Consider the following 26,281-nt stretch of genomic DNA (forward strand, 5'->3'; position numbering starts at 1 on the left):
ATAATTCTTGTCTAGTATACTCCTGCACCAGCTTTACATTCAAGCAAAAAAACTGCGAATTATCGGCTATTTCTTTAGCTTATGCAAATGAACTTCTTGACGCGCTTGACAGAATGCATTAAAGTGGAATTGAAATGTAACCGCGAAAAATTGAATAGACTACTTTCTTATCAAGAGCAGGCGGAGGGACTAGCCCGATGAAGCCCGGCAACCGGCGTATTATACGCACGGTGCTAATTCTTGCGGAGACATTTATGTTTCTGAGAGATGAGAGAGGCGGATGGCTTATTTACTGAGCATACGACCTTTTCTCACAGCAGAAAGGGTCTTTTTCATGTTCAAGCGGTCATACTGCCTAAAGAGGAGTGAAAATCATGCCAATTAAAGTACCCGACAACCTTCCGGCCAAAGAAATTTTAAATCACGAGAACATTTTCGTCATGGATGAGAGCGTCGCTTATCAGCAGGATATCCGGCCGCTCCGCATTGCGATTCTTAATTTAATGCCTACAAAGGAAACCACAGAGACGCAGCTGCTTAGGCTGATTGGGAACACGCCGCTGCAAGTTGAGGTTGTATTGCTGCATCCTAGAACGCATACGTCCAAAAATACATCGGCCGACCATTTGGAATCCTTTTACAAAACGTTCGATGAAATTTCGCATGAGTATTATGACGGGCTCATTATTACGGGCGCCCCGGTTGAGCATATGCCGTTTGATCAGGTCAACTATTGGGAAGAGCTCAAGGAAATCATGGACTGGAGCACAAGGCGCGTAACCTCAACCTTCCATATCTGTTGGGCAGCGCAAGCTGGCCTATACCACCACTACAATGTTCCTAAATATAATTTGGATGACAAAATGTTTGGGGTTTATCCTCATACGATCGAGAAGCGCAACGTGAACTTGCTGCGCGGCTTCGATGAAATGTTTTTTGTACCGCAGTCACGTCACACGGAAGTGCGACGTGAGGATATTGAAACGGTTGAGGAGCTGGATATTTTATCAGAGTCTTCGGATTCAGGCGTGTACATTGTTGCATCAAAGGATGGTCGGCAGATCTTTGTCACCGGCCATTCCGAGTATGACCCAACCTCGCTAAAGTACGAATATGACCGCGACCGGGCTAAAGGGCTTGAAATCGCAGTGCCAAAAAACTATTTTCCAGGCGATAACCCGGCTGGCGCACCGCTGTCCACTTGGCGTGCCCATGCGAATTTGCTGTTTTCGAATTGGCTTAACTACTACGTATATCAACAAACGCCGTTTGATTTGGGCGCAGGCATCTAACCATAGACGAGGGAGTGCGATTTAACCATGAAAATTGAAAGCCATTTAGCTCAAATCGGATCTATTAAAGAGCCTGTAACCGGGGCAGTAAGTTTTCCAATATATCAAGCTACCGCATTCCGCCATCCCAAGCTTGGAGAGAGCACGGGATTTGACTATGCGCGTACAAAAAGTCCGACAAGAGCTGTACTTGAAGAGGCGGCAGCCCAATTGGAGGCTGGCGATGCAGCGTTTGCCTGTAGCTCCGGCATGGCAGCCCTGCAAACGATTTTCGCTCTGTTTAGCCAAGGCGATCATTTGATTGTGTCGCTTGACCTATATGGAGGCACTTATCGTTTGTTGGAGCGGATCATGTCCAGATTTGGCGTTACGGCTTCTTATGTAGATACCAATGACATTGATGCCATGTCCACATTATGGACACCTAATACCAAGGCGGTACTTATCGAAACGCCAACCAACCCACTTATGATGATTACCGATATCGAACGGGTAGCGGCATGGGCAAAATCAAAAGGCTTGCTAACGATTGTTGACAATACGCTTCTGACGCCATTTTTCCAGCGTCCTATCGAGCTTGGAGCAGATATCATCATTCATAGCGCCACTAAATATTTGGGTGGTCACAATGATGTGCTGGCAGGTTTGATCGTAACTAAAGGCAAAGAATTGTCTGACGAAATGGCGTTTCTGCACAACTCGATCGGAGCGGTGCTAGGACCTCAGGATTCATGGCTACTTATGAGAGGGATGAAAACACTGGCTCTGCGCATGGAGCGTCATCAGCATAACGCTACTGCGATTGCTACTTATTTGCTGGAGCACCCAGCTGTCGAGGATGTTTATTACCCAGCGCTTCCGCATCATCCGGGCCATGATATCCAAAGCAAGCAGTCGTCCGGCAATACGGGCATTTTCTCCTTCCGTTTGAAGGACTCACGTTATGTAGAGCCTATTCTACGCCATATTAAGCTTATCGCTTTCGCAGAGAGCCTAGGCGGCGTGGAATCCTTGATGACTTACCCGGCTGTCCAAACTCATGCGGACATTCCGATTGAAATCCGTCAGGCGATTGGCGTAGATGACCGCTTGCTTCGTTTCTCTGTCGGCATCGAGCATGCCGACGATTTAATTCATGATTTGGCGCAAGCGCTGGAAGCAGCCAAACAAGAGATTGGGGAGGTACTGTAAACGATGGGTCACGATAACGACAAAATTGCTCCGCAAGATCGCCGCTTTGCGACTAAACTGATTCACTTTGGTGCTGAAATCGATGAACATACAGGCGCTTCAAGCGTTCCAATATACCAGGCTTCAACGTTCCATCACCATGATATTTTTAATCCGCCGCAATATGATTACAGCCGCTCTGGCAACCCTACTCGCCAAGCGCTGGAGGATTATATTGCACTTCTTGAAGGAGGATCACGAGGCTTCGCATTTGCATCAGGCATGGCTGCCATATCCACGACGTTTCTGCTGCTGTCCGCTGGGGAGCATGTCATCGTAACCGAGGATGTGTATGGCGGAACCTATCGTTTGCTGACTTCGATTCTAGATCGTCTTGGCATTGAGTCCACATTTGTGGACATGACTGATTTTGAAGCGGTCAAAGCGGCGCTTAAGCCGAATACGAAGGCTGTATTTATGGAAACACCTTCAAACCCGACACTTAAAATCACCAACATAGCGGAAACCACTGCTTGGGCGAAAGAGCATGATTTGCTCACTTTGCTCGATAACACGTTCATGACGCCATATCACCAGCGTCCGATCGAGCATGGCGTAGATATCGTACTGCATAGCGCAACGAAGTTCCTTGGCGGACATAGCGACGTACTTGCAGGGCTTGCGGTAACAGCCGATGAAGGGCTTGGCAAGCGGCTGAAGCAGCTTCAGAACGGAATGGGCACTGTGCTTAGCGCGCAGGAGTCGTGGCTGCTGATGCGTGGAATGAAGACGCTCAAGGCGCGTATGGAGTATAGTGAACACAGCGCTCGCAGACTTGCGGAGTGGCTGTCGGAGCACAAGGAAGTTACAGCTGTATATTATCCTGGTTTGGAGAATCATCCAGGCCGTGCTATCCACGAGAAACAGTCGCTTGGTTACGGTGCTGTCGTGTCTTTTGATGTGGGCAGCGGAGAGCGTGCTAAGTCTTTGCTTAGCAAGGTTCAGATTCCACTCGTAGCGGTTAGCTTGGGTGCAGTGGAGAGCATACTCTCGTACCCGGCCATGATGTCACATGCCGCTATGCCGAGAGAAGTGCGTCATGCCCGCGGCATCACTGACGGGCTGGTACGTTACTCAGTTGGGCTTGAAGATATTGAGGATTTGCTTGAGGATCTGGATCAGGCGCTTCGCGGCTAATTAGGACAAAATGAAAGAAAAACACGGGTGGTCTTGCAGACACGCCGTGTTTTTCCTTATTACAGGCCGAGAGGGCAGCATATGGCAAGTGACTTAGGCTGCTCATTTATGTTAGGATAAAGTCATTGAATGTTTACCTAGAATGGAACTAAGGAGGTCTTGCGGAATGGGAACGTTAGACCATATTTTGGATAAAGCGTTGCGCGGCGAGCGAATAGGGCTCGAAGAAGGCATGGAGCTGCTCGCTTCCGATCAGATTGAGAAAATGGGTCATGTTGCAAATCAGATTATGTTAAAACATCATCCGGAGCCAATTACGACGTTTGTCGTTGGGCGGAATGTGAATTATACGAACGTGTGCGATGTATATTGCCGCTTTTGCGCGTTTTACCGCGCACCGGGCTCGAAGGAAGGTTACGTCCTGCCGGATGAAACGATTTTGAGCAAAATTCAGGAGACGGTGGACGTTGGCGGTACCGAGATTTTGATGCAGGGCGGTACGAACCCTAATTTGCCATTTACGTATTATACAGATCTGCTTCGCAAGATTAAGCAGCAATTTCCGGACATTACGATGCACTCGTTCTCACCGGCAGAAATTCAGAAAATGAAGGTTGTATCCGATGGGCTCTCCTTAGATGAAGTGATCAAAGCGCTGCATGAGGCAGGACTCGATTCGTTGCCAGGTGGCGGTGCTGAAATTTTGGATGACCGCACTCGGCGTAAGATTAGCCGGATGAAAGGTTCTTGGACTGACTGGATGGATGTCATGAAGTCAGCTCATCGCCATGGTATGAATACAACGGCGACGATGGTATACGGCCTCGGCGAGACGGTTGAAGAGCGCGCGTTACATATGATGCGCATCCGCGATGCCCAAGATGAATGCATCGCGAACAAATACGATTCGACAGGCTTCTTGGCGTTTATTTCTTGGCCATTCCAGCCGGACAATACGAATTTGAAGCTGGAGAAAGCGAAGCCTGAGGAGTACCTGCGCATCGTGGCTGCCAGCCGGATCATGCTCGATAACATTCCGAATTTCCAATCATCATGGGTAACGATGGGCCCTGAGATGGGTAAGCTGTCGCTGTCTTACGGCTGCAATGACTTCGGAAGCACGATGATTGAGGAGAACGTCGTTTCTGCTGCGGGCACTACGCACAAAGTAAACATTGAACTTATACTTGAACTTATCCGTGAAGTCGGCAAAATTCCTGCACAGCGGGATACGAAATACAACATTTTGAAGATGTACAACGATACCGATAAAGCAGAGCTGGATTTTGTTATGCAAAACTAGAACCGCTTCAGTCGTTAAATCCGCAAATGAAATACGTCTGCAGATCTCCTTTCCATGGAAAGGTACGATCCGCAGGCGTTTTTTTATCTTTATGCTTGTATATGGACAGCTCCCTTACATTCCAATGTCTTCATCGTATATCCCCGTACGCGGCACCATATACTGATAAGGAAAGAAAGGGGTGAGCTCATGGAGCTATATACAGTATCGCTGCCAGCAAGCCTGAAGGCGTCAGCGGGTAAACTAATCCAGCTGTTAACCGATCAAACGAATATTGATTTACATATGGGTTCAGATGAGGCGCAACCAGCCGTCGTTGAAATGATAGCGATATCGGAGCAGGATGTGCAGTGTCAGGCGATATTTCCGCATTTCCAGCTGAAAACGCATGGTCCGGCTACCTATAAAGCAGCAGCTGCGGCCATTGCTGAATTTGTGGTTAGCGAACTGGAACCGGGTATGCTGGCAGCCATCATTCGCAAGAAATATAAGAATCATAATACAAGCGAGACGGCTGCTATTGAGCGGTACTGCCATGACTTGCTGCACGGAAAAGAATGGGACGGCTTAGGCGCGAAATTTCATGACGCTGACCGACTAAGGCGCAAAAATAAAGTGTCGGCAGAGGTCGAGCTTTTTTTAGAGGAAAATACACTGCTTAATATAAATGGCTTCATTCGTTTCCGGTTGGAGCCCTACCGCAAGGAACTGGCCGAGGTTGTTGAATATGCTCTCGATGAGTATGTGCTCGACAAACAATACCAGGAGTTTATCTCCTTGCTGAAATATTTTGTTTTTCTGCAGGACACGAAGCAGCCAATGGTCCATTTGCTGCATAAAGGCGGCCATGACTTCATGCTGTACGATGATGCTTTCGAGCTGTTGGACCCTAATCCACCGGCTGACCGCATTGTAGCAGAAATGCTGGAGACAGAAATGAATATTGAGGATATGGTCATCAGCTCGTTAATTGCCGTATCTCCAAAACATATTACGATTCATACGAGGCAGCAGGATATGCAGGTTATTCGCACCATTGAGACGATTTTTGATCAGAGGGTAACCGTATGCGTACAGTGCGCATCTTGCAGCAGCAGCCTCGATGAGCTTGTACAGCCCTGAGCTGGCGAGGGTCAATATCCTTGACCAAATGAAAGAACGGGGCTATAATTATTTTCATACGAAATCTAATCGGCAATGACAAAGATATGTATCTGCTCATGATGTTTGGTCCAGAGAGAGGAAACAAGGCTGCAATTTCCTTCCACAATGTCTGCAGATATACCCCTTTGAAGCTGTATGGCCTAACCTGTAGTTTGCTCTCGAAGGAGCGGAGCTATGAAAGTAAGCTGTACCGGAAATCTCCGTTAACAGATAATACGAGGACTGCAGCACACTAATGCTAAGCATGCTGTGGCAGTCGAAGTAGGGTGGAACCACGAGCATACAAGCACTCGTCCCTTTTTAGGGATGTGTGCTTTTTTTGTGCGCTTTTTTGCTTGGAACGATGATTTAACGATGTGATTAGAACCAAATTGGAGGATGCAGGAAAATGACAATTCAAATCACTTTGCCTGACGGCGCGGTTAGAGAATATGCTGCAGGCACAACCATTGAAGAAGTAGCGGGTTCGATTAGCACAGGCCTGCGCAAAAACGCGATTGCCGGTAAAATCGACGGTAAGGTCGTAGACGTATACACGCCGATCGAAGGCAATTCGGCTATCGAGATCGTTACACTTGACTCGGCGGACGGCCTAGAGGTATACCGCCATAGTACAGCTCACTTGCTTGCTCAAGCGATTAAGCGCATTTATGGGAATGAAAAAGTGAAGCTGGGCATCGGTCCCGTTATCGAGGACGGCTTCTATTACGATATCGATATGGAACAATCGCTGACGCCTGAGGATCTTATTAAGATCGAGAAGGAAATGGAAAAGATCATTCAGCAAAACTTGGATATTCGCCGCCGGATCGTAAGCCGTGAAGAAGCTTTGGCTATCTTTACTGAACTGGATGACAACCTGAAGCTAGAGCTTATTCGTGACCTGCCTGCGGATTCCGTCATTACGATGTATGATCAGGGCGAGTTTTTTGACTTGTGCCGCGGGCCGCATTTGCCGTCCACTGGCCGCATTAAAGCCTTCAAGCTGCTTAGCGTAGCGGGTGCTTACTGGCGTGGAGATTCCAAAAACAAAATGCTGCAGCGGATTTACGGAACGGCGTTCCCGAAAAAAGCACAGCTTGATGAGCATCTCCATTTCTTGGAGGAAGCGAAGAAACGCGATCACCGGAAGCTTGGCCGCGAGCTGAAAATGTTCACGTTCTCCCGTGAAGTGGGACAAGGCCTTCCATTATGGCTGCCAAACGGCGCAAAGCTACGCAGAACGATGGAGCGTTATATCGTTGATCTTGAGGAAAGCCTCGGCTATGAGCATGTATATACGCCAGTATTGGCTAACGTCGAGCTCTACAAAACGTCCGGTCACTGGGAGCACTACAGCGAGGATATGTTCCCGAAAATGATTATGGACAACGAGGAGCTTGTGCTTCGTCCGATGAACTGTCCGCATCATATGATGGTGTTTAAGAGCGATATGCGCAGTTACCGCGACTTGCCGGTAAGGATTGCCGAGCTTGGTACCATGCACCGTTATGAAATGTCAGGCGCGCTTACTGGTTTGCACCGCGTACGTGCGATGACGCTGAACGACGCTCATATTTTCTGCCGTCCGGATCAAATCAAAGAAGAATTCGCTCGTGTTGTTAATTTGATCCGTAAGGTTTATGAGGATTTCGGCATCAAGGAATACCGTTTCCGCTTGTCTTACCGTGATCCGAAGGATACCGAGAAATATTTCCAAAACGATGAAATGTGGGAGATGTCGCAGCGCATGCTGCGCGAGGTTGTTGAGGAACTGGAGCTTCCGTTCTTCGAAGCGGAAGGCGAGGCGGCGTTTTACGGTCCGAAGCTGGACGTTCAAATTAAAACGGCGCTTGGCAAAGAGGAGACATTGTCCACAGCTCAACTGGACTTCTTGCTTCCAGAGCGCTTCGAGCTTGAGTATGTAGGGGAGGATGGCAAGAAGCATCGCCCTGTTGTCATTCACCGCGGCATCATCAGCACGATGGAACGGATGACAGCGTTCTTGCTTGAGAACTTTGCAGGCGCTTTGCCTCTTTGGCTGTCTCCTGTTCAAGCGAAGGTTATTCCAGTTTCGACTGCATACGAGGGTTATGCTCGCAAAGTGGCTGAGCAATTGCAGCTAGGCGGCATTCGCGTCGAGAGCGATCTGCGCAACGAGAAACTGGGATACAAGATTCGTGAAGCCCAACTGGAGAAAGCGCCTTATATGCTCGTCGTAGGCGAGAATGAGATGCAAGCGGAAGCGGTATCGGTCCGCAAACGCGGAGAAGGCGATCTTGGAGCTATGCCGCTCGCAGAGCTGGTTGAACTGCTTAAGAAGCAAATTTCCGATAAAGAACAATAATAGATCACGCATAAAGCTTGTGCCATCGGGGCATTATTCTTCTGAGGAGGAAGTCATCCGATGGTCACAAGCTTTTTTGATAGGAGAAAAAAAATTACTGCTTTGCTGCTTTTGATTGCACTTGCTTTTGGCATAAATACAGCGAGCCGTCCAGCGCAGGCAGAGGCGGCATCCCCAGAACCCGACAAAACAGCAATTGATGTACTTGCTGGCAACCGTACAGATGCCATGGATTCTGCGGCCGGCATGTCGAAGAAGGCGAAGCCGGATACTGTGGAGGTTATAGCGACCGGCTACACGGCTGGCGTGGAATCGACGGGCAAGCGTCCCGGCCACCCCCAATACGGAATTACCTACTCAGGCGTTAAGGTGCGAAGGGACCAGGTATCTACAATTGCGGCAGATACGAAGCTTTTTCCGATTGGCACCTTGCTCTATATTCCCGGATATGGATATGGCGTTGTGGCCGACACAGGCTCAGCAATAAAGGGAAAGAAAATCGATTTGTATTTTGAAACCATTAAGCAGGTATACGAGCAGTGGGGCAAGCGCACGGTTCAGGTAGAGGTGCTTCGCAGAGGTACGGGAAAGCTTTCACAGGCTTGGCTGAATCAGATCAATTTGGCGATTGAAGCAGGAAAACCGATTCCGCAGACTTATTTGGAATCGTAAAATACTCGTATAATAAACGGCAAGAATGCCATACTATCATTGACACGGGGAGGTGAATACAATGGCTAAAAACAAAAATAATAAAGCCCAAAATAATCAATACAATGCAGAATTCGCTCAAGAATTGAACCAAAACAACGCTGCTGGCAAACAAGCGGCGAACACGGCTCAACAAAAAGCTGAGAAGTAACATTTTTTCCATGTAATGAAAAGAAATAACGGAGGAACCCTTGCGGTTCCTCTTTTCTTTTGCCTAAGGCTGGGATATAATTTAGGGAAATTTTGTATCCGCATGCGAGAGGGGAAAATATCCTGACATGAGTGCCACGTCCCGATGGTTTTCACGCGATAACAAAGCCGGAGCAGCTGGATCTGAAACCGGCGAGCACGCTCGAATGACAATTTTGCTGAATGAATCTGTAGTGATCTCCGATCAACTCCATGCAGCGGTTGACGAGGTGGAGCAAACAACCCGCCATTTAACCGAAATAGCGGATCAATCCGCTTTGCAGGAGCAGAAGCTGCGAACAAATAGCTCGCTTGCGGTAAATCGCATTGAAGAGGCCTTTTCTGCCCTTCAGGAGGTCGCTTCCGCCGCAGAACAAATCAATGATACCTCCGCTCACCTGAATGCTAGGAGCAAGGAAACGAAGGAAGTCGTGCTCGATGTGTGTCGGTCCTTGACAAGCACCGACGAAGTCATGAATGAGCTGAGCCAAAACAATCAGACGATGGAGCAGCATATCAGGCAGCTCATTGAGCAAACCTCTCACATTAATGAAATCAACCAATTTATTCAGGAGATCGTGTCGCAAACCTCACTGCTTGCCTTGAATGCTTCGATTGAAGCGGCGCATGCGGGAGAATATGGACGGGGTTTCTCTGTCGTTGCCCAGCAGATCAAGAAGCTTGCTGAGCAGAGCGGAGAGGCGGTCAAGCGTTCCTCGGCCATCGTGGAGCAAATCGAGCGAGGGGTAACGCAGGTTGTGCATGCGGTGGACGCCGAGAAAAATTCGGTAGAGCGCGGAGTAGCCGAGATGGCAATCAACAAAGATCGTATGGACGTCATATTTGCAAGGATTAACGAGGTAGATGGACTTGTAGAACAGACAAGCATGGCGAGCAAGCAGCAGACCGAGCATATGAGCGAGTCGACAGGGATGCTCAAGGAAGTAGTGGATTCGGTTAATGAAACGCTGCAAAGCGTGGATAGTACGCTCCAAATGACGAAGCTTCAGCGCGAGCAGATCGGCAATTTGAACCGAATCAGCCGAAATCTTCAGAGGTCATCCACGGATTTGTCTGTCGCTATTGATCAAGTGGGAATGAAGAACAATAAGGCGAAGGATGTAAAAGTAAATGCAAGCTCAGTGCAAGAGTGGCTGAAGCAAGCTGCTGTCGATACTCATTTCGTATCTATGGAAGAGAGCTATCATGAATCAAAGCTAAGCTCTATGCTCATAAGCAAGGTGGACGTAGAAGCAATATGGTCGAATCGCCTCGACGGATCTTTTATATTCTCGCTGCCGGAAGCTGGATTACTGAATGCAAAGGGAAGAGATTGGTGGAAAAAAGCGATGTCGGGGCAGGTTTTTCAATCCGAGGTTTACGTATCGGCGATTACCAAGCAGCACTGTGTGACCGTCTCTGTTCCAATACATAATCCTGACGGCAAGGTTATTGGCGTTTTGGGCGCAGATATTTCCATTTCATAAAAAACAGTTTTCAAATGACCCTGGTTTGTTGTATGATAAGACATGTAAGAAATAATAACATGACAAGACAGGTGAAAACTCATGACAGACCCAATCATTCATTCAGGCTTTGTAGTTGCTGCCCATCATCGGAAAGCGGGCGAGGTCTTACCTTTTATAGATGCCTACGTAGCGAAGAAAGAGCAGGAAATTGCTGAAATTGAACAAATGGTTGAGCGTTATGAGAAGAGAAGGATGGCTGAGGAACGCGCCTATCAATCTAAGTCTACTTTAAGAAGAATGCTGTCGGGCAAGAAGCCGGATCATCACTTGGCTGTAGAGTATATCCATTTTGTAAGAAAGCCTATGGAGAAGGTTCGTGCGCTGCGCCTTGAAATAGAAAGCGCCCGCTCGATTAAGAACGTGTCCGCTCCGACGGACATCGTAACGGTATCCTATGAGCTTGCTAGTGAAATGAACAACTAATTTATGTAAGCATCCCACATATGAAAGAACCGTCCAGGCATAGCTGCATGGACGGTTTTTTGTTATAGCGTTATTTGCTATTTTTTAAACGGTCGATGTCCAGGAAGTCATGCTCCTGGCTATATGCTGGAACACCATGAATACCAACGTCAAGACCGATTAGCTCCTCATCTTTAGAGACGCGGACAGGCATTACTTTGCGGATGAGCCACAATGCGCCCCATGTCAGCAAGAAGCCCCATACGCATACGGTAACAAGTCCAAGTGCCTGAACGCCAAGCAACTGAAAGCCGCCGCCGTAAAATAGCCCGTAATAGCCTTTGCCAACGTCAGCGGTTAGTTCAGGAAGGGCGAATAATCCGACAGCTAGTGTACCGATGCTGCCGCTGACGCCATGGACGGCGAAGGCTCCGACCGGATCATCGACTTGCTTGCTCTCCAGCCATTCGGTTACAAGAACCATGGCGATGCCGGATATAGCACCGATGCCAATAGCGGCAATATCGGATACAAATGCGCAGCCGGCCGTTATGCCGACCAGTCCCGCAAGAGAGCCGTTAATGACCATAGGCGGGTCAGCTTTTTTGTAGCGGAACATGGTGAACAGAATACAGGTTGCCCCTCCGGCTGCGGCGGAGAGCATTGTTGTGATGGCGATATGTCCGATTGAGCTGTTGGTGGCACTAAGCGTACTGCCGGCATTGAAGCCGAACCAGCCAAACCAAAGGATAAAGGCGCCGACGGAAGCCAGTGGCAGATTAGAAGGAGGCACGATATTAACTTTGCCATCAGCGCTGAATTTGCCGATTCGCGGCCCGATGAAGATGGCAGCCGCTAGGGCGGAGAAGCCTCCTAGGCCGTGAATAACTGCCGATCCTGCAAAGTCGATCATGCCGAGCGAGCCAAGAAATCCGTTTGCCGACCATACCCAGTGCCCAGCGAGCGGATAAATGAAGCCCGTCATGGCGATGGTGAGCAAAATATAGGCTCTAAAGTTGATGCGTTCAGCTACGGCGCCGGATACGATGGAAATAACGGCAATAACGAACGCACATTGGAATAACCAAAAGGTTTCATGCGTAATATTTAATGCGATGTGAGACAGGTCCCCGTTTATCAGAAAGCCGGTTGTTCCTATGATACCGCCGGCGTCTTGTCCATACATTAGTGCGAATCCAAAAAAATAAAAAACGAGTGCTCCGAAAGCGATGTCCACAAATACCTTCATAATGATGCTGACGGCATTTTTTTGCCTGACAAAACCAGCTTCAAGCAAAGCGAATCCACCTTCCATGAGCAAGATCATGGCTGCTGTCAAGACGACCCAGATCGTATCTAGACCTCTTGACAGTTCGTTAACGTCCATTGCTTCATCCCCTGTCCCTTTTTAGGTGAAAGCGTATACCCGCTTTCTTAAAATATAGGAAAGAATACCATTTCGCTATCCCATCTCTATCTTTCTCGGAATGAAACGCGCTGCGCCGCCAGAGGACGGCGACAGCCGTTTCACCTTCAAATATAAGACTTTTATATGTTACACGCGATAAAGAAGTCTTATATTTCATCGTTAAAGCTCCTTGAGCGTCCAAAGGACGCCGAAGGCGTTTTTGCTTGAAATATAGGAAAGTATATCATTTCGCTATCCCTTCTCTATATTTCTCGGAATGAAACGCACTGCGCCGTCAGAGGACGGCGACAGCCGTTTCACCTTGATCCGTTCATCATTATAAATAGTACAAGTAAACAATGTCAACGCTGTACGTGATGTTTCATGACGTATGTTAGGTTTGAATTGGGTAATATCAACAGTTCCTCGGTCTGGAGACCGATGTGGATTTCAATCGGCCGTCCCTTTTTCTCATGCCTGTTGTCCGGTATACTAAGATTATCAAACGACGATGGAAGCGTAAGGAGCTGGAGCCGCATGAACGGTAATTTCGCAAGCCGGTTATTCACCGGATTGGTAATCATTGCAGTTGGCCTATTGTTTTTGCTAAGGCAAACAGGTCATGTGACCTTTGATATTGGCGATCTTTTCTCTACTTATTGGCCTGTTATTCTTATTATAGTCGGAATCCGCGGCTTGCTTTCAAACCGATCGAACGGTTCAGGCTCAAGCTGGTGGGGAGCGGTCGTTCTGCTGATCGGTTTTGTCTTTCTGGGCCGCAATCTGGAGTTGTTCTCTTGGTCTATAGGAGACATCGTTCCTTATATTTGGCCAGTGGCCGTTATTTTAATCGGAATTAATCTCATCTGGAAACCAAAATCCAAGCGGTATGAGCCGCCTGAGGATGATTGGAAATCATACCGTCCTTTTGCGGAAGATGCATCAGTTCCCCCGGCACCTCCGCTGCATCCTGACCCTACAAAAGAACCGGTCGGCGCGCAGCATCAGGAGGAGAAGCAAGCAGGCGGGAAATCTAACGGCTATGAGGGCATCAATTTAAAGAAGAAGGATTATAAGGAATGGAAGAATCATTATAAGCAGGAATACAAGAAAAACTCGCAGGAGTGGAAACGGAATCACAAAGAGCATGTCGAGTGGTGGAACCATGGCGATTCGAATGTGCAGACCAGATCCGGTTTTATTGGCGATATTCATATCGGCCAGGATTACTGGGATTTGAAGCCGCTGAATATCTCACATTTCATAGGGGACACGGTGCTGGATCTGACGAAAGCACAGGTATCTCCGGGCGAGACAAAAATTAATGTGTCTTCTTTTATCGGAGATGTGAAGGTGTACGTGCCAAATGATTATGAGGTTGGCGTGCAGGTCATTTCAAGCGCGTTTATCGGAGACGTGAAGATATTGGGACAGAAAGAGGGTGGCATGTTCACGAATATTAATATTCAATCGCCTTCCTATCAGGAATCGGACAAAAAAATCAAGCTGATCGTCAGTACGTTTATTGGTGATGTTCGTGTCACGAAGGTAGGGTGACCTCACATGATGGTTCGATTGCTACGGAGCGGGAAATGGGAGCTCATTGGAATGTTTGTCATTGCCTCGGTTACCGCATTTTTTCTCGGAGCGGTGGCCTGGAATGGATTTGCCGCTGATACAGGAAAGACGGAAGTGCGCCTGGTGGCCGCCTCCGTCTTCCTGCTTGTGAGCGCAGCTTTTGGCTATTGGGCAGCGCAGCGTATCGGGCGGCGGATTGATACACTGCATTTGTCGCTCAAGCAGGCCTCCAATGGGAATTTTGGCGTTCGAATCACAGAGAGCGGCCATAACTCGTTTGTTGAGGTATATAGAGAATTCAATGAGCTGGCAGAGCAGATGGAAGACAAGATGAAGTGGCTGCAAATGCGCGGCGAGGAATATGTCATGACCGAGTCCGCTTCCAATGAAGCGGCAGTTCTTGAAGAGCGGAAGCGGCTTGCAAGGGATTTGCATGACACGGTGAGCCAACAGCTTTTTGCAATCCATATGTGCGCTTCGTCGCTTCCAAAGCTTCAGCAGGTCGATCGCGAACGTGCGGATTCCGTGCTTGAGCAGCTTGTGAATATGTCGAACCTAGCACAGAAGCAGATGAGAAATTTCATTGCGCAGCTGCGCCCTATGGAGCTGGAGGGAAGGACATTATATGAAGCGCTCGATAAATGGTTTCCGGATTATTGCCGGCAAAACAACCTTCAAGGAGAGCTCGAGTGGCGGATGAAGGAGCATTTGTCAGAGGCGATGGAGCATCAGTTTTTCCTTATCGTGCAGGAAGCGATGGCTAACGTTGTGAAACATGCGGGAGCATCCGGATGCACGCTTTCAATTGCGGATAATGAACGGCAGGTCGTCATGATTTTGCAGGATGATGGCGTTGGCTTTAAAGCTGATGAGGTCAAGCGTGGTTCTTACGGACTTTCAACGATGCAAGAGCGTGCGCAGAAGCTTGGCGGAGCGGCAGAAATATGGAGCAAGCCCGGAGGCGGGACGAGGGTGAAAGTAACGATACCTAAAATGTTGCGGGGGAGCATGAACCATGAGTGAGGCTGAACTTATAAAAATTATGATCGTGGATGACCATGATATGGTAAGAACGGGGCTTCGCACCTATCTAATGCTGGAGCCAAAATTTGAGGTTATTGCCGAAGCAAGCACCGGACAAGCGGCCATCGATCTGTTGGCAGAGAGTCCTGAGGAGAAACGGCCTCAAATTATACTAATGGATCTGATGATGCCCGGGATGGACGGGATCGAAGCGACGAGAGCGATCGTTGCGAAGTTCCCGACAATGAAAATCGTCATGCTGACCAGTTTTCTGGAGGATGACAAAGTGTATGGCGCAATAGAGGCGGGGGCGGTCAGCTATGTGCTCAAAACCGTGTCTGCGGAAGAGCTTATCTATGCAATTAGCGGAGCGTTCAAGGGTATGCCGGTCATGACTGCCGATGTATCTCAAGCGTTAACGAGAGGCCTAAGGCAGCGCACGGCGCAATCCGGTGATGAGGGACTTACGGAGCGTGAGAAGGAAGTGCTTCTGCTTATTGCGGATGGGCAATCGAACAAAGAGATTGCCGAAGAACTCCATATTAGCATCAAAACGGTAAAAACCCATGTGAGCAATCTATTGATGAAATGCGAGCTGGACGATCGTACGCAGCTTGCCGTCCTCGCTCACCGCAAGGGCTGGGCGAATCGCACATAAAGGAAATGCTGGCAGGGCAGACTAGTTACTAGCGATAACAAGAAATAGCTAATAGCTAGTGTAAAGGGGCAGCTGTCATGATACCGATCACGTCCGTGCTGGAGTCACGGGAGCAACATTTTACGGAGATGAAGGAGCTGCTGGAGACGCAGCAGTTTACGCTGGGCGGCAATTGGGAATACGATGGAGGTTCCTTTGACCGCTCGCTTGATGAGGAACATAAAGTATGGCTTCGCATTCCATTTGAAGTCATCGCCGGTCATATTGATAATGAAGAAGCTGACGATGAAGCTACGATAAAGGTAGGCACGCCCTATGTTCTGAAACATTTATATCGGGAAGGCAACGACCCAGAGGCATCCGTACGCGTGGTCGGCGCATTGTTTGACCAGTTCCAGTCTCCCTCCAATCCAGATGCGGAGGTTGAATCGCAATGGATTGACCGAGCGAAGCAAGCGCTGAATGAGGTTGAACAGCTATTCCCTCACTAAGCGTTTTTTCAAGCATAATTGAGTAAAAAAAACGTGCCAAAATTCCATTTGGTACGTTTTTTTTATTTCTGTTTAAATTCCTTTTAAGTTTGTTTTAAGGTAGAATGTGCATGATAGAACTATATCAAATGAACATGCGCCTACGCACGAGCGGCTATTGGAGCATGATGGAATAATATTCAAGGAGGAGAACGAACATGGACGATCAGAACAAAAAGGACTTTGATGATTTTTTTCGCAAAAACGATGAAGAGCTTGGTGGGGCTGAAAGCAGCGGAAACGAAGTGAAAGCGGACCCGGATCTGACGAAGGAGGCTGCGGACCAATCGGCTAAGCCCTCTTACTACTATTCTTATGGCCCGTTCAAAGCCAATTCGCAGGAAAACGGTGCTTCTTCCTCGTCGGATCATGAGATTGAAAGACCTAAGCTGATTCAGGACCAGCCTTACGGCAATACAGGCAGCTCTGCTTCTTCGTCCTTCAGCCAAGCGCCCGAAGGACAGGATGATTCGTTCAGCGAGCCGGCTCAGCCAGCGCCAAGAGCGCCGCAGCAGTCGCAAATTCGCTCGTTTACGCCATCCCCAGCATCCTCCAAGGGGCCGTGGCAGGTACGTGAGCCTAAACGGACTTCCTTTAAATCGATGTTTATTTCGTTTCTTGCAGGTGTGCTGCTTGTAGGGTCACTGATGTATACGGCCGATATCAACAACTGGTTTACGAAGGAGCAGGCATTGACGGCTAATTCGCAGTCGAGCGGAAGCGGTGCTGGAACTGCGGCTTCAACGGGAACAACTAGCAATGGGGGAGCAGCTACGGTTGCTGCAAGACCGGATAACATTGCGCAGTTGTTCGAAACGGCAAGCCCCGCAGTTGTGAAGATCGAAACTTTCGTCAATACGGCGAAGCGCAGCAATAGCGGAAGCATGCTGGACGACTCGTTCTTCCGTCAATTTTTTGGCGATAGCTACCCAGGTACTCAGCAGCCAGAGAGCGGTCAAAGCGAACAGGGGCAAATGCAGCAATCAGGCATCGGTACCGGATTTTTCTTCGACGCGAGCGGCTACATCTTAACGAATCAGCATGTGATTGGTGAATCGGATCAAATTAAGGTCATCGTTCAAGGCTACGATGAGCCATTCACTGCCGAATTGCTTGGTTCAAGCTATGATTTGGATTTGGCTGTTCTCAAAGTAACAGGAGACAAAGCGTTCCCTACACTTCCGCTAGGAAATTCCGATAACATTAATATCGGCGATTGGGTAGTAGCGATTGGTAACCCATACGGATTCGACCACACGGTAACGGTAGGCGTACTTAGCGCGAAAGAGCGTCCAATCGATATTCAGGATTCGGCGGGAGAGCGTAAATACGAGCACTTGCTGCAAACGGATGCTTCTATCAATCCTGGTAATTCGGGCGGTCCGCTGCTGAATGTAAACGGCGAGGTTGTAGGCATTAATACGGCGGTCAGCTCGCAGGCACAGGGCATTGGCTTTGCCATTCCGACAAGCACGATCCAAGAAGTATTGGAGAACTTGAAAAACAATAAGGATATTCCTAAGCCGGCAGTACCGTTCATCGGAGCTGAGCTGAGAGATGTTACCGAGGATATCGCGAAGCAGCTGGGCATGGATAAGGTTGAAGGCTCGATTGTTCAAAATGTATACTATAATTCACCTGCTTATCTTGGCGGCTTGCAGCAGTTTGATGTCATTACAGGCATCGATGGCAAGAAATATGCGAATACGCAAGGGTTAATTGATGGAATTAAAGAAAAAGCGGTCGGTGACAAGATCCAATTAAACGTTATTCGTAAAGGCAGCGCCGTGAATGTCGAGGTTGAAATCGGCGACAAAAATACGTTTAATGCCGGATAAGGCGTACCATTAGTAAGACCAGTATGAAAAAAACGCAGAGAGACAGCAGGCTCTGCGTTTTTTGTTGCAAATCGAGGGGGACAAGCAGATGAGACAGCATATTGTAGTGGTAGATGACGATGATAAAATTATTTCATTATTAAGAAGAAGCCTGGCTTTTGAGGGCTATGAGGTAACGACAGCATCCAATGGCATGGAGGGGCTTAAGGTGCTCCTTAAGACAGAGCCCGATTTACTTATCCTTGATGTGATGATGCCGCAGGTGGACGGCTGGGAAGTGTGCAGGCGCGTTCGCGAGAGCGGCAGCACGGTTCCGATCATGATGCTCACGGCGAAGGATGATGTCATCGACCGGGTGAAAGGCCTTGACCTTGGCGCTGATGACTATCTTGTGAAGCCATTTGCGTTGGAGGAGCTGCTTGCCAGAGCGCGCGCATTGCTGCGCCGCAAATCGGATAAGATTGAGCAATCAAGCAATCAGCTGCTGTACGAGGATTTGATCCTTGATATGGATGCCCGTGAAGCTATACGATCCGGACGCCGGATCGAACTGACGTCTAAGGAGTATGACTTGCTGCTCCTGTTTATGCAAAATCCTCGCCGCGTGCTTACGCGCGATGCGATCATGGAAAAAATTTGGGGCTATGACTTCAGCGGGGAATCTAACGTGCTTGAGGTCTACATCGCGATGCTGCGCCAAAAGGTAGAGGACGGAGGCAAAAATCGGCTTATCCAGACGGTTCGCGGCACCGGCTACGTGCTTCGCGGAGAGGCAGGTTAAGCATATGTCTATTCGGCTTAGGCTAACGCTTTGGTATTCGGGCTTGCTTGCGGTTACTTTATTGGTGTTTGGCGTGACGATTTATTTATTTATCAATTGGAATACGTACACAGATTTAAAGGAACAGCTTAAAGTACAGGATCGTAATATTGTAGTCACGGGCGGAACAAATTTTTTGGATCAACTTGATCTTGATCTGGATAGCAGACAATCAAGAATTGAAGAAAAAGATATGTATATTCAAATTGTTAATTATAGAGAAGGTGCTATCAAGCAATCATACAATTTGAGGGAACTGGACTTAGTGCTTCCTTATGCGGAAGCATCAACAAATCCTGAAAAAGGTATTATCAAATTACAAGTGGAAATTAATAAAAAAAAATATAATATGCTTGTTCATCAACGTCCACTCTATTTGAATAACGGAACATTAGTAGGCCTTCTTCAAGTAGGTGCTATTCCGTATAATGAAGAGAAATTTTTGCATGGTGTTCAAACGATACTTACTTTTTCATCTATTATTGTTGTCTTGATCGCCTTCACCGTAGGCCTCTTTATTGCGCGCCAAGCGCTTCGTCCGATTGAGCGCGTGATTCGCTCTACCGAGCAAATCGAGAATGGTGCTGACCTCAGCGTACGGATTCCGGCGATGGGACCGAAGGATGAAATTGGCAGGCTTGTCAGTACGCTTAACGTCATGCTGGCCCGGCTAGAGATGGCTTATAACGAGCTGGATGAGGCTTACAAAGCGCAGCGCCGATTCGTATCCGATGCCTCGCATGAGCTGCGGACGCCGCTCACGACCATTCGCGGCAATATTGAGCTGCTGGAGCGGATGTGGACGAAGGTGAGGGAGACCAATGAGAACTCCAGCACGGGGGAATGGCTGCCGCTCGATCTGGATCGCTGGGAAATGTCCAAAGAATCGATGAGCGATATTTCGGCTGAAGCAACGCGCATGAGCACGCTGGTCAATGATTTGCTAGCGCTTGCGAGAGCCGATGCGGGCTATACGATGGAGAAAACGCCGCTTGATCTTCTTCCGCTTACGGAAGAGGTAGTCCGTAGAGCGCATCTGCTTCCCCGTACGGCTGCTTGGAACGTTGGCGATCTGTCGGCGCTAGAAGAAGTTCGCGTTAATGCCAACCACAATTATTTGCAGCAGCTGTTGTTTATTTTTATTGAGAATGCCTTTAAGTATACGCAAGAGGGTTCGATCGAGCTTAGTGCGATCCGGAAGGGAAATCAGATCGGCTTCGTTGTGGAGGATACCGGAATCGGGATGAATCCCGAGGAAATTCCGCATATCTTCGATCGGTTTTACCGTGCGGACGAATCCAGAGGCGTGACCGTGGGAACCGGGCTTGGATTATCGATTGCCAAATGGATTATTGATGAGCATCAAGGCTCTGTAGAAGTGACCACGCGTGAGGGGCATGGGACGAAGTTTACGATCTGGCTGCCAATAACCTTTTCTGACGCGTCTCATTCGTCTATAATAGTAGCAACGGATGAAATGAAGGAACTATGATTATGACGCATATCCGGTCAGAAAGCAGGTGCAAGGAATGGAAATCGTTAGAATATCACCGCGTGGCTATTGCTATGGCGTCGTCGATGCGATGGTGCTGGCTTTGCAGACGGTCAAAAACCTGGAGCTGCCCCGCCCTATCTATATATTAGGCATGATTGTTCATAATGCCCACGTCACGGAGGCTTTCGAGAAGGAAGGCGTAATTACGCTTGATGGCGCCAACCGTCTTGATATTTTGGATCAAATAGAGCAAGGTACCGTTATTTTCACGGCTCATGGCGTATCCCCTGAGGTGCGTGAGCGCGCTCGTGAGAAGGGCTTGTCAGTGGTTGACGCTACATGTCCGGACGTAACAAGAACCCATGATTTGATCCGCGCCAAATCAGCGGAAGGCTATCATATTATTTATATTGGCAAGAAGGGCCATCCGGAACCAGAGGGTGCAATCGGCGTTGCGCCAGAGCAGGTTCATTTGATTGAACGTGAAGAGGAGATTGCTTCGCTTAGCATCCCGGAAGGGAAAATTTTGATTACAAACCAAACGACGATGTCGCAATGGGATATTCGGCATATTATTAGCCAACTGCAAGAACGCTATCCGACAGCAGAGGTGCATAACGAGATTTGCCTTGCGACACAGGTTCGCCAAGAGGCCGTCGCTGAGCAGGCTGGCGAAGCTCAGCTCTGTATCGTTGTCGGCGATCCACGCAGCAACAACTCGAACAGGCTTGCCCAGGTTTCTGAGGAAATTGCTGGCGTGAGAGCTTATCGTGTTTCCGATGTATCAGAAATTGAGCAGGAGTGGCTAAAAGGAGTCGATCGGGTAGCCGTAACATCCGGTGCTTCGACACCAACACCGCTGACGAAAGAGGTCATTACCTATTTGGAGCAATATGACCACAACAATCCTGATACTTGGGAAATCCGTCGCACGGTGAATATGAATAAGCTGCTTCCGAATGTTCGGGTCAAGTCGGTAAGCACGGATTCCGCTACTGCAACAGCAGTGAAACCGGAATAATTGAGGATGAGTCGTAGGAGGGGAAAATGTAGGTTTGCATGAGAGTAGAATCATGCGGAATATGTTTTCCCTTTTTTTTTGGCAAATGGGTTGACGAGATACGTCTCTTCTTGTATATTTACTTTAGTGATTAAAAGCATAAAAGCTACGAAGCATGAAAGCTATAAAGCGTATAAGCGTTGAAGCGCGAATGAAAGCGTGGACGGATGCTTGAAATTCAAGCCTTGCACTACATGAATAAGCCTTGCATCACATAAACAAGCCTATGCTTATGAAGTAAGCAGGGCATTACAAAAAACTATTAGGAGTGATCCCTATGATCGTTATTACGAATGCTAGTATTGCTGATGAGCGGATTAATGAAATTGTTGCCCATATCGAAAGAGCCGGCGTTCAAGCCCATGTATCCAAAGGCACGGACCGTACGGTAATCGGAATCATTGGCCAAGCTGAGCCTACGCTTGCAGAGCATTTGCGCCAGATGAAGGGCGTTGAGAATGTAATTAAAATTTCTAAATCCTATAAGCTTGCAAGCCGTGACTTCCATCCCGACGATACCGTTATCGATATTAAAGGCGTAAAGATCGGCGGAAGCAACCTCGTTATTATGGGTGGCCCGTGCGCGGTTGAAACACCGGAGCAAATCGATGAGATTGCCCGCTTGGTGAAAGCGGCTGGCGGCCAGGTATTGCGCGGAGGCGCGTTTAAACCGCGCACAGGGCCGTACAGCTTCCAAGGTGTAGGCGTAGAAGGTTTAGTCATGATGGCGGAAGCAGGGAAGAAGCATGGGCTTCTGACGATCACGGAGGTCATGACGCCGGAGTATGTCGATGTATGTGCGGAATATGCGGATATTCTTCAGGTTGGCACTCGCAACATGCAAAACTTCGATTTGCTGCGCAAGCTGGGCACGATCCAGACGCCTGTTTTGCTAAAACGCGGATTCAGCTCTACGTATGATGAATTCCTAAATGCTGCGGAATACATCCTTGCCGGCGGAAACCCGAATGTTATGCTTTGCGAGCGGGGAATCCGAACGTTTGAGACGTACACGCGCAACACGCTTGATTTGTCAGCTATTCCTGTACTGCAGTCGCTCAGCCATTTGCCAGTCATATCCGATCCAAGCCACGGCACGGGACGCCGCGAGCTGGTTGAGCCGATGTCCAAGGCATCGGTAGCGGCCGGTGCGAACGGCTTGATCGTTGAAATGCATACGGACCCGGACAACTCGATGACAGGAGACGGGGTACAATCGTTGTTCCCTGATCAATTCGCCAACCTGCTGAAGGACCTTGAACAGCTTGCTCCAATCGTTGGCAAACAGTTCGATACGCCTAAAGCGCCAGCCGAAGCCTTCAAAGAGTGGAAAATCTAATCAAGCTAACATCAAAGAGCCCAGCCATCGAGAGATGGCTGGGCTCTTTTTTTTCATTTGGCAGCATGGCCATGTAATAGCTTACATGGAAAAAACCGCTAAAGCTTAGATATGCAAGGGCTGCGGGGTTTTCTCCCTTCCTTTATAGGCGGAATTGTGAACAACTGTTCAAACTTGTAAGTATAGCTTACATAGCTACAAAAAATACCTTACATAGCTATTGACGGAGATTGAAGGCTAGTTTTATAATAACGACATGGATTTGGAGCAATAATTGAACAATACCTGTTCAACACTACGCTAATGTTCGGAAATGGAGGAAATTATTAATGTCAGTTCAAAACGTATTGGACAATATTAAAGAAAACAGCATTATGTTTGTAGATTTCCGCTTCGTGGATCTTCTAGGTCATGCACACCACATCACGCTGCCAGCAGCTGAGGTTGACGCAGATACTTTCGTAAACGGGGTAGCTTTTGACGGTTCTTCCATCCACGGTTTCCGTGGTATCGAGAATTCCGATATGGTTATGATTCCAGATACAGAATCGGTATTTATCGATCCTTTCACAGACCACCCTACACTGAACATTATGTGTAATATTCATACACCTGAAGGCGAACGCTATGACCGCGATCCGCGCAGCATCGCTCAGAAGGCTGAAGAGTTTCTTCAAACGACTGGCGTTGGTACGACAGCATTTTTCGCGCCTGAGCCTGAATTCTTTATCTTCGACGAAGTTCGCTATGAAAGCTCCATGAATGCATCTTCCTATGTTGTTGAATCGGAAGAAGCAGGCTGGAACACGAACCGCAAAGAAGAAGGCGGCAACCTTGGTTCCAAAATACCGGTAAAAGGCGGTTACGTTCCAGTAGCGCCTGTTGATTCCCAACAAGATATCCGCAGCGAAATGGTTCGCCTTTTGCAAGAATCGGGTCTTCGCGTTGAGCGTCATCACCATGAAGTAGCGACAGCGGGTCAAGCAGAAATCAACTTCCGCTTCGATACGTTGACTAAAACAGCAGACAACCTGATGAAATTCAAATATATCATTCATAACACGGCTCGCCAATACGGCAAAACAGCAACATTCATGCCTAAGCCGCTTTTCGGCGACAACGGTAGCGGTATGCACGTTCATACTTCGATCTTTAATGGCGACGAGCCTTTGTTCTACGATAAAGGCGCGTATGCTAACCTTAGCGAAATGGCAATGCACTACATTGGCGGCGTGCTTTACCACGCACCGGCTCTAATCGCGATCACAAACCCGAGCACGAACTCGTTCAAACGTCTTGTGCCTGGTTACGAAGCTCCAGTTAACCTTGTATTCTCTAAAGGTAACCGTTCGGCAGCGATCCGTATTCCAATCGCAGCTGTAACACCTAAGGGCTGTCGTATTGAGTTCCGTACACCGGATAACACAGCTAACCCTTACCTAGCATTCGCAGCGATGCTGCTTGCTGGTCTTGACGGAATTAAGCGCAAGCTTGATCCAGTCGCTCTAGGCTATGGTCCTTTCGACAAAAACATTTATGAATTGCCGGAAGAAGAGAAAAAAGAAATTCGCAGTGTACCTGGTACGCTTGACGAAGCGCTTAACGCTCTTGAAGCAGATTCCGATTTCTTGACAGAAAGCGGCGTGTTCACGAAAGATTTCATCGACAACTACGTAGCGATCAAACGTCAAGAAGCGAAAGCTGTTGCGATCCGCATTCATCCGCACGAGTTCAGCCTTTACTACGATTGCTAATCCGATCGTTAAGAAATAAAAGAAACGGGTCCCTTGGGACCCGTTTCTTTTGCAAATATAAGAATGGATAAGATTGTTAGCTTACAAAGGGCTTATATTTCACCGTCAAAGCTACTTCAGCGTCTAAAGGACGCTGAAGGCATTTTTGCTTGGTATTGTAAACAAATGATGAACGAAATCCGAATGTTTAATGTTAATTTTTAGACATACGTTCGACTTTTTGTCGTTAAGTATGCGAAATACACTTGATGCGAACCTTCAAAATTGCTATCATAACCATAGCATATATAAAGAAACAGAGGTGGGTATCCAAGATGACACGAGCATTTAACTTTAATGCAGGACCAGCCGCAATACCGCTTGAGGTGCTCAAGCAAGCCCAGGAGCAATTTGTTGATTATCAGGGCGCAGGAATGTCGATCATGGAAATGTCTCACCGCAGCAAACTGTATGAAGCGGTAAATAATGATTCGCAAGCTTTGCTGCGCGAATTGTTCGGAGTGCCGGACAATTATGATGTGCTTTTGCTGCAAGGCGGTGCAAGTACGCAATTCGCTTTGCTTCCATTGAATCTTTTGCAGCCTGGCAAGCCGGGCGCTTATGTCATGACAGGCGCGTGGGCGGATAAGGCGTTGAAGGAAGCCAAGCTTATTGGTGAAACCGTAATCGCTGCTTCGACCGAAGCTGACAAGTTTATGCGTATGCCGACATCGTCTGAGATTCAAGTGCCTAGCAATGCTTCATACGTTCATCTTACATCGAATGAAACGATCGGCGGAACACAATTCCAGGAGTTCCCGGATACCGGAGACGTGCCGCTTATTGTCGATATGTCGAGCGATATCTTAAGCAGACCGGTGGATGTGAGCAAGTTCGGCGTGATTTATGCCGGCGCCCAGAAAAACCTAGGACCATCAGGTGTAACGGTGGTCATCATTCGTAAAGATCTTGTCGAAAACGGTTCGAAAACGATTCCTTCCATGTTCCGTTACAGCACGCATGCGAAGAGCGGATCGCTTTATAATACACCGCCATCTTTCTCGGTTTATATGATGAAATTGGTTCTCGAGTGGATCAAAGACAAGGGTGGCGTTGCTCAGCTAGAGCAATTCAACCGCGACAAAACGAAGCTGATCTACGATGCTATCGATCAAAGCAGCGGTTTCTACATCGGCTGCGCACAGCCGCAAAGCCGCTCGCTGATGAACATTACGTTCCGTATTCAAACGGAAGAGCTGGAGAACCTGTTCATTAAGGAATCGGAGAAGGAAGGTTTTGTCGGTTTGAAGGGACATCGCGATGTTGGCGGCTTAAGAGCTTCGACTTACAACGCCGTGCCGCTTGAGAGCTGCCAAGCGCTTCAGCAATTTATGGTGGACTTCCAGAAACGCAACGGTTAAATGATTGCTTTGTTCGTTTTCTTGCCATAAACGAAGTGGTTTGCAAATAAAAACCGCCCTTGCCTTCTAAAGTAGAAGGAGGGCGGTTTTTCGCG

Annotated in this window: 22 protein-coding genes and 1 riboswitch; of the genes, 21 read left to right on the forward strand and 1 reads right to left on the reverse strand. The window is 48.2% G+C overall.

Going from position 1 to position 26,281, the window contains the following annotated elements; all coding sequences use genetic code 11:
* Positions 1-164 precede the first annotated feature (164 nt).
* Positions 165-274, forward strand: a riboswitch (SAM riboswitch).
* A gap of 100 nt (positions 275-374) precedes the next feature.
* The 10 genes from metA (at position 375) to E0496_RS15870 (ending at position 11,304) form a co-directional block, all read left to right on the forward strand.
* Positions 375-1,292: a homoserine O-acetyltransferase MetA gene (gene metA, locus E0496_RS15830; protein ID WP_141502764.1), complete on the forward strand. Its 918-nt coding sequence runs from the start codon at positions 375-377 to the stop codon at positions 1,290-1,292.
* Between the two features lie 27 nt (positions 1,293-1,319).
* On the forward strand, positions 1,320-2,483 hold the full coding sequence (locus E0496_RS15835; RefSeq protein ID WP_141502765.1) for an aminotransferase class I/II-fold pyridoxal phosphate-dependent enzyme: 1,164 nt from the start codon (positions 1,320-1,322) through the stop codon (positions 2,481-2,483).
* 3 nt (positions 2,484-2,486) lie between these two features.
* Entirely contained in the window at positions 2,487-3,659 is a 1,173-nt protein-coding gene (locus tag E0496_RS15840) for a trans-sulfuration enzyme family protein (RefSeq protein ID WP_141502766.1), read from the forward strand.
* 166 nt (positions 3,660-3,825) lie between these two features.
* On the forward strand, positions 3,826-4,962 hold the full coding sequence (gene mqnC, locus E0496_RS15845; protein WP_139996443.1) for a cyclic dehypoxanthinyl futalosine synthase: 1,137 nt from the start codon (positions 3,826-3,828) through the stop codon (positions 4,960-4,962).
* A 189-nt stretch (positions 4,963-5,151) separates the two neighbouring features.
* Entirely contained in the window at positions 5,152-6,084 is a 933-nt protein-coding gene (locus E0496_RS15850) for a putative sporulation protein YtxC (RefSeq protein WP_161601442.1), read from the forward strand.
* Positions 6,085-6,514: 430 nt separating this feature from the next.
* Positions 6,515-8,452: a threonine--tRNA ligase gene (gene thrS / locus E0496_RS15855; RefSeq protein WP_141502768.1), complete on the forward strand. Its 1,938-nt coding sequence runs from the start codon at positions 6,515-6,517 to the stop codon at positions 8,450-8,452.
* Positions 8,453-8,512: 60 nt separating this feature from the next.
* On the forward strand, positions 8,513-9,124 hold the full coding sequence (locus E0496_RS15860; RefSeq protein ID WP_277755856.1) for a 3D domain-containing protein: 612 nt from the start codon (positions 8,513-8,515) through the stop codon (positions 9,122-9,124).
* A 61-nt stretch (positions 9,125-9,185) separates the two neighbouring features.
* On the forward strand, positions 9,186-9,314 hold the full coding sequence (locus E0496_RS36885; protein ID WP_277755857.1) for a hypothetical protein: 129 nt from the start codon (positions 9,186-9,188) through the stop codon (positions 9,312-9,314).
* A gap of 127 nt (positions 9,315-9,441) precedes the next feature.
* A complete protein-coding gene (locus tag E0496_RS15865; protein WP_141502769.1) occupies positions 9,442-10,839 on the forward strand; it encodes a methyl-accepting chemotaxis protein in 1,398 nt (465 codons plus the stop codon).
* Between the two features lie 81 nt (positions 10,840-10,920).
* Positions 10,921-11,304 (forward strand): hypothetical protein, encoded by a 384-nt coding sequence (locus tag E0496_RS15870; RefSeq protein ID WP_139996447.1) that lies wholly within the window; start codon positions 10,921-10,923, stop codon positions 11,302-11,304.
* Positions 11,305-11,374: 70 nt separating this feature from the next.
* On the opposite strand, the gene E0496_RS15875 is transcribed toward E0496_RS15870, so the two are convergent.
* The gene (locus tag E0496_RS15875) at positions 11,375-12,670 is read right to left on the reverse strand and encodes an ammonium transporter (protein ID WP_141502770.1); all 1,296 of its coding nucleotides are present in this window, start codon (positions 12,668-12,670) and stop codon (positions 11,375-11,377) included.
* Positions 12,671-13,228: 558 nt separating this feature from the next.
* Between E0496_RS15875 and liaF the strand changes: the two genes are divergently transcribed.
* The 11 genes from liaF to serC all read left to right on the forward strand — a co-directional run bounded on the left by liaF (position 13,229) and on the right by serC (position 26,186).
* On the forward strand, positions 13,229-14,248 hold the full coding sequence (gene liaF / locus E0496_RS15880) for a cell wall-active antibiotics response protein LiaF (protein ID WP_141502771.1): 1,020 nt from the start codon (positions 13,229-13,231) through the stop codon (positions 14,246-14,248).
* 9 nt (positions 14,249-14,257) lie between these two features.
* On the forward strand, positions 14,258-15,292 hold the full coding sequence (locus tag E0496_RS15885) for a sensor histidine kinase (protein WP_338325859.1): 1,035 nt from the start codon (positions 14,258-14,260) through the stop codon (positions 15,290-15,292).
* On the forward strand, positions 15,285-15,950 hold the full coding sequence (locus E0496_RS15890; protein WP_141502773.1) for a response regulator: 666 nt from the start codon (positions 15,285-15,287) through the stop codon (positions 15,948-15,950). The genes E0496_RS15885 and E0496_RS15890 overlap by 8 nt, the downstream gene beginning before the upstream one ends.
* A 77-nt stretch (positions 15,951-16,027) precedes the next feature.
* A complete protein-coding gene (locus E0496_RS15895) occupies positions 16,028-16,441 on the forward strand; it encodes a YugN family protein (RefSeq protein ID WP_141502774.1) in 414 nt (137 codons plus the stop codon).
* Positions 16,442-16,638: 197 nt separating this feature from the next.
* Complete coding sequence (locus tag E0496_RS15900) at positions 16,639-18,318, forward strand: S1C family serine protease (RefSeq protein ID WP_141502775.1); 1,680 nt, start codon at positions 16,639-16,641, stop codon at positions 18,316-18,318.
* Positions 18,319-18,406: 88 nt separating this feature from the next.
* Positions 18,407-19,099, forward strand: a complete 693-nt coding sequence (locus tag E0496_RS15905; RefSeq protein WP_139996454.1) for a response regulator transcription factor — start codon at positions 18,407-18,409, stop codon at positions 19,097-19,099.
* Positions 19,100-19,103: 4 nt separating this feature from the next.
* A complete protein-coding gene (locus tag E0496_RS15910; protein ID WP_141502776.1) occupies positions 19,104-20,630 on the forward strand; it encodes a sensor histidine kinase in 1,527 nt (508 codons plus the stop codon).
* 37 nt (positions 20,631-20,667) lie between these two features.
* Positions 20,668-21,654, forward strand: a complete 987-nt coding sequence (locus E0496_RS15915; RefSeq protein ID WP_141502777.1) for a 4-hydroxy-3-methylbut-2-enyl diphosphate reductase — start codon at positions 20,668-20,670, stop codon at positions 21,652-21,654.
* Between the two features lie 316 nt (positions 21,655-21,970).
* Positions 21,971-23,032, forward strand: coding sequence for a 3-deoxy-7-phosphoheptulonate synthase (gene aroF, locus E0496_RS15920; RefSeq protein ID WP_139996457.1), 1,062 nt, complete (start codon positions 21,971-21,973; stop codon positions 23,030-23,032).
* A 329-nt stretch (positions 23,033-23,361) separates the two neighbouring features.
* Complete coding sequence (gene glnA / locus E0496_RS15925) at positions 23,362-24,786, forward strand: type I glutamate--ammonia ligase (RefSeq protein WP_141502778.1); 1,425 nt, start codon at positions 23,362-23,364, stop codon at positions 24,784-24,786.
* 314 nt (positions 24,787-25,100) lie between these two features.
* On the forward strand, positions 25,101-26,186 hold the full coding sequence (gene serC, locus E0496_RS15930; protein ID WP_141502779.1) for a 3-phosphoserine/phosphohydroxythreonine transaminase: 1,086 nt from the start codon (positions 25,101-25,103) through the stop codon (positions 26,184-26,186).
* The last annotated feature ends 95 nt before the right edge of the window (positions 26,187-26,281 follow it).

Origin of the sequence: Paenibacillus luteus, assembly GCF_006542765.1 — a bacterium.
GTDB lineage: Bacteria > Bacillota > Bacilli > Paenibacillales > Paenibacillaceae > Pristimantibacillus > Pristimantibacillus luteus.

Excerpts from the sequence above, each read along its gene's own strand:
- E0496_RS36885 (WP_277755857.1), top strand. The coding sequence starts at position 9,186 with ATGGCTAAAAACAAAAATAATAAAGCCCAAAATAATCAATACAATGCA.
- E0496_RS15840 (WP_141502766.1), top strand. The coding sequence starts at position 2,487 with ATGGGTCACGATAACGACAAAATTGCTCCGCAAGATCGCCGCTTTGCG.
- E0496_RS15910 (WP_141502776.1), top strand. The coding sequence starts at position 19,104 with ATGTCTATTCGGCTTAGGCTAACGCTTTGGTATTCGGGCTTGCTTGCG.
- E0496_RS15860 (WP_277755856.1), top strand. The coding sequence starts at position 8,513 with ATGGTCACAAGCTTTTTTGATAGGAGAAAAAAAATTACTGCTTTGCTG.
- glnA (WP_141502778.1), top strand. The coding sequence starts at position 23,362 with ATGTCAGTTCAAAACGTATTGGACAATATTAAAGAAAACAGCATTATG.
- aroF (WP_139996457.1), top strand. The coding sequence starts at position 21,971 with ATGATCGTTATTACGAATGCTAGTATTGCTGATGAGCGGATTAATGAA.
- E0496_RS15900 (WP_141502775.1), top strand. The coding sequence starts at position 16,639 with ATGGACGATCAGAACAAAAAGGACTTTGATGATTTTTTTCGCAAAAAC.
- E0496_RS15835 (WP_141502765.1), top strand. The coding sequence starts at position 1,320 with ATGAAAATTGAAAGCCATTTAGCTCAAATCGGATCTATTAAAGAGCCT.
- E0496_RS15885 (WP_338325859.1), top strand. The coding sequence starts at position 14,258 with ATGGTTCGATTGCTACGGAGCGGGAAATGGGAGCTCATTGGAATGTTT.
- metA (WP_141502764.1), top strand. The coding sequence starts at position 375 with ATGCCAATTAAAGTACCCGACAACCTTCCGGCCAAAGAAATTTTAAAT.
- mqnC (WP_139996443.1), top strand. The coding sequence starts at position 3,826 with ATGGGAACGTTAGACCATATTTTGGATAAAGCGTTGCGCGGCGAGCGA.
- E0496_RS15865 (WP_141502769.1), top strand. The coding sequence starts at position 9,442 with ATGAGTGCCACGTCCCGATGGTTTTCACGCGATAACAAAGCCGGAGCA.
- thrS (WP_141502768.1), top strand. The coding sequence starts at position 6,515 with ATGACAATTCAAATCACTTTGCCTGACGGCGCGGTTAGAGAATATGCT.
- E0496_RS15850 (WP_161601442.1), top strand. The coding sequence starts at position 5,152 with ATGGAGCTATATACAGTATCGCTGCCAGCAAGCCTGAAGGCGTCAGCG.
- liaF (WP_141502771.1), top strand. The coding sequence starts at position 13,229 with ATGAACGGTAATTTCGCAAGCCGGTTATTCACCGGATTGGTAATCATT.
- E0496_RS15870 (WP_139996447.1), top strand. The coding sequence starts at position 10,921 with ATGACAGACCCAATCATTCATTCAGGCTTTGTAGTTGCTGCCCATCAT.
- E0496_RS15895 (WP_141502774.1), top strand. The coding sequence starts at position 16,028 with ATGATACCGATCACGTCCGTGCTGGAGTCACGGGAGCAACATTTTACG.
- E0496_RS15875 (WP_141502770.1), bottom strand. The coding sequence starts at position 12,670 with ATGGACGTTAACGAACTGTCAAGAGGTCTAGATACGATCTGGGTCGTC.
- E0496_RS15890 (WP_141502773.1), top strand. The coding sequence starts at position 15,285 with ATGAGTGAGGCTGAACTTATAAAAATTATGATCGTGGATGACCATGAT.
- E0496_RS15915 (WP_141502777.1), top strand. The coding sequence starts at position 20,668 with ATGGAAATCGTTAGAATATCACCGCGTGGCTATTGCTATGGCGTCGTC.
- E0496_RS15905 (WP_139996454.1), top strand. The coding sequence starts at position 18,407 with ATGAGACAGCATATTGTAGTGGTAGATGACGATGATAAAATTATTTCA.
- serC (WP_141502779.1), top strand. The coding sequence starts at position 25,101 with ATGACACGAGCATTTAACTTTAATGCAGGACCAGCCGCAATACCGCTT.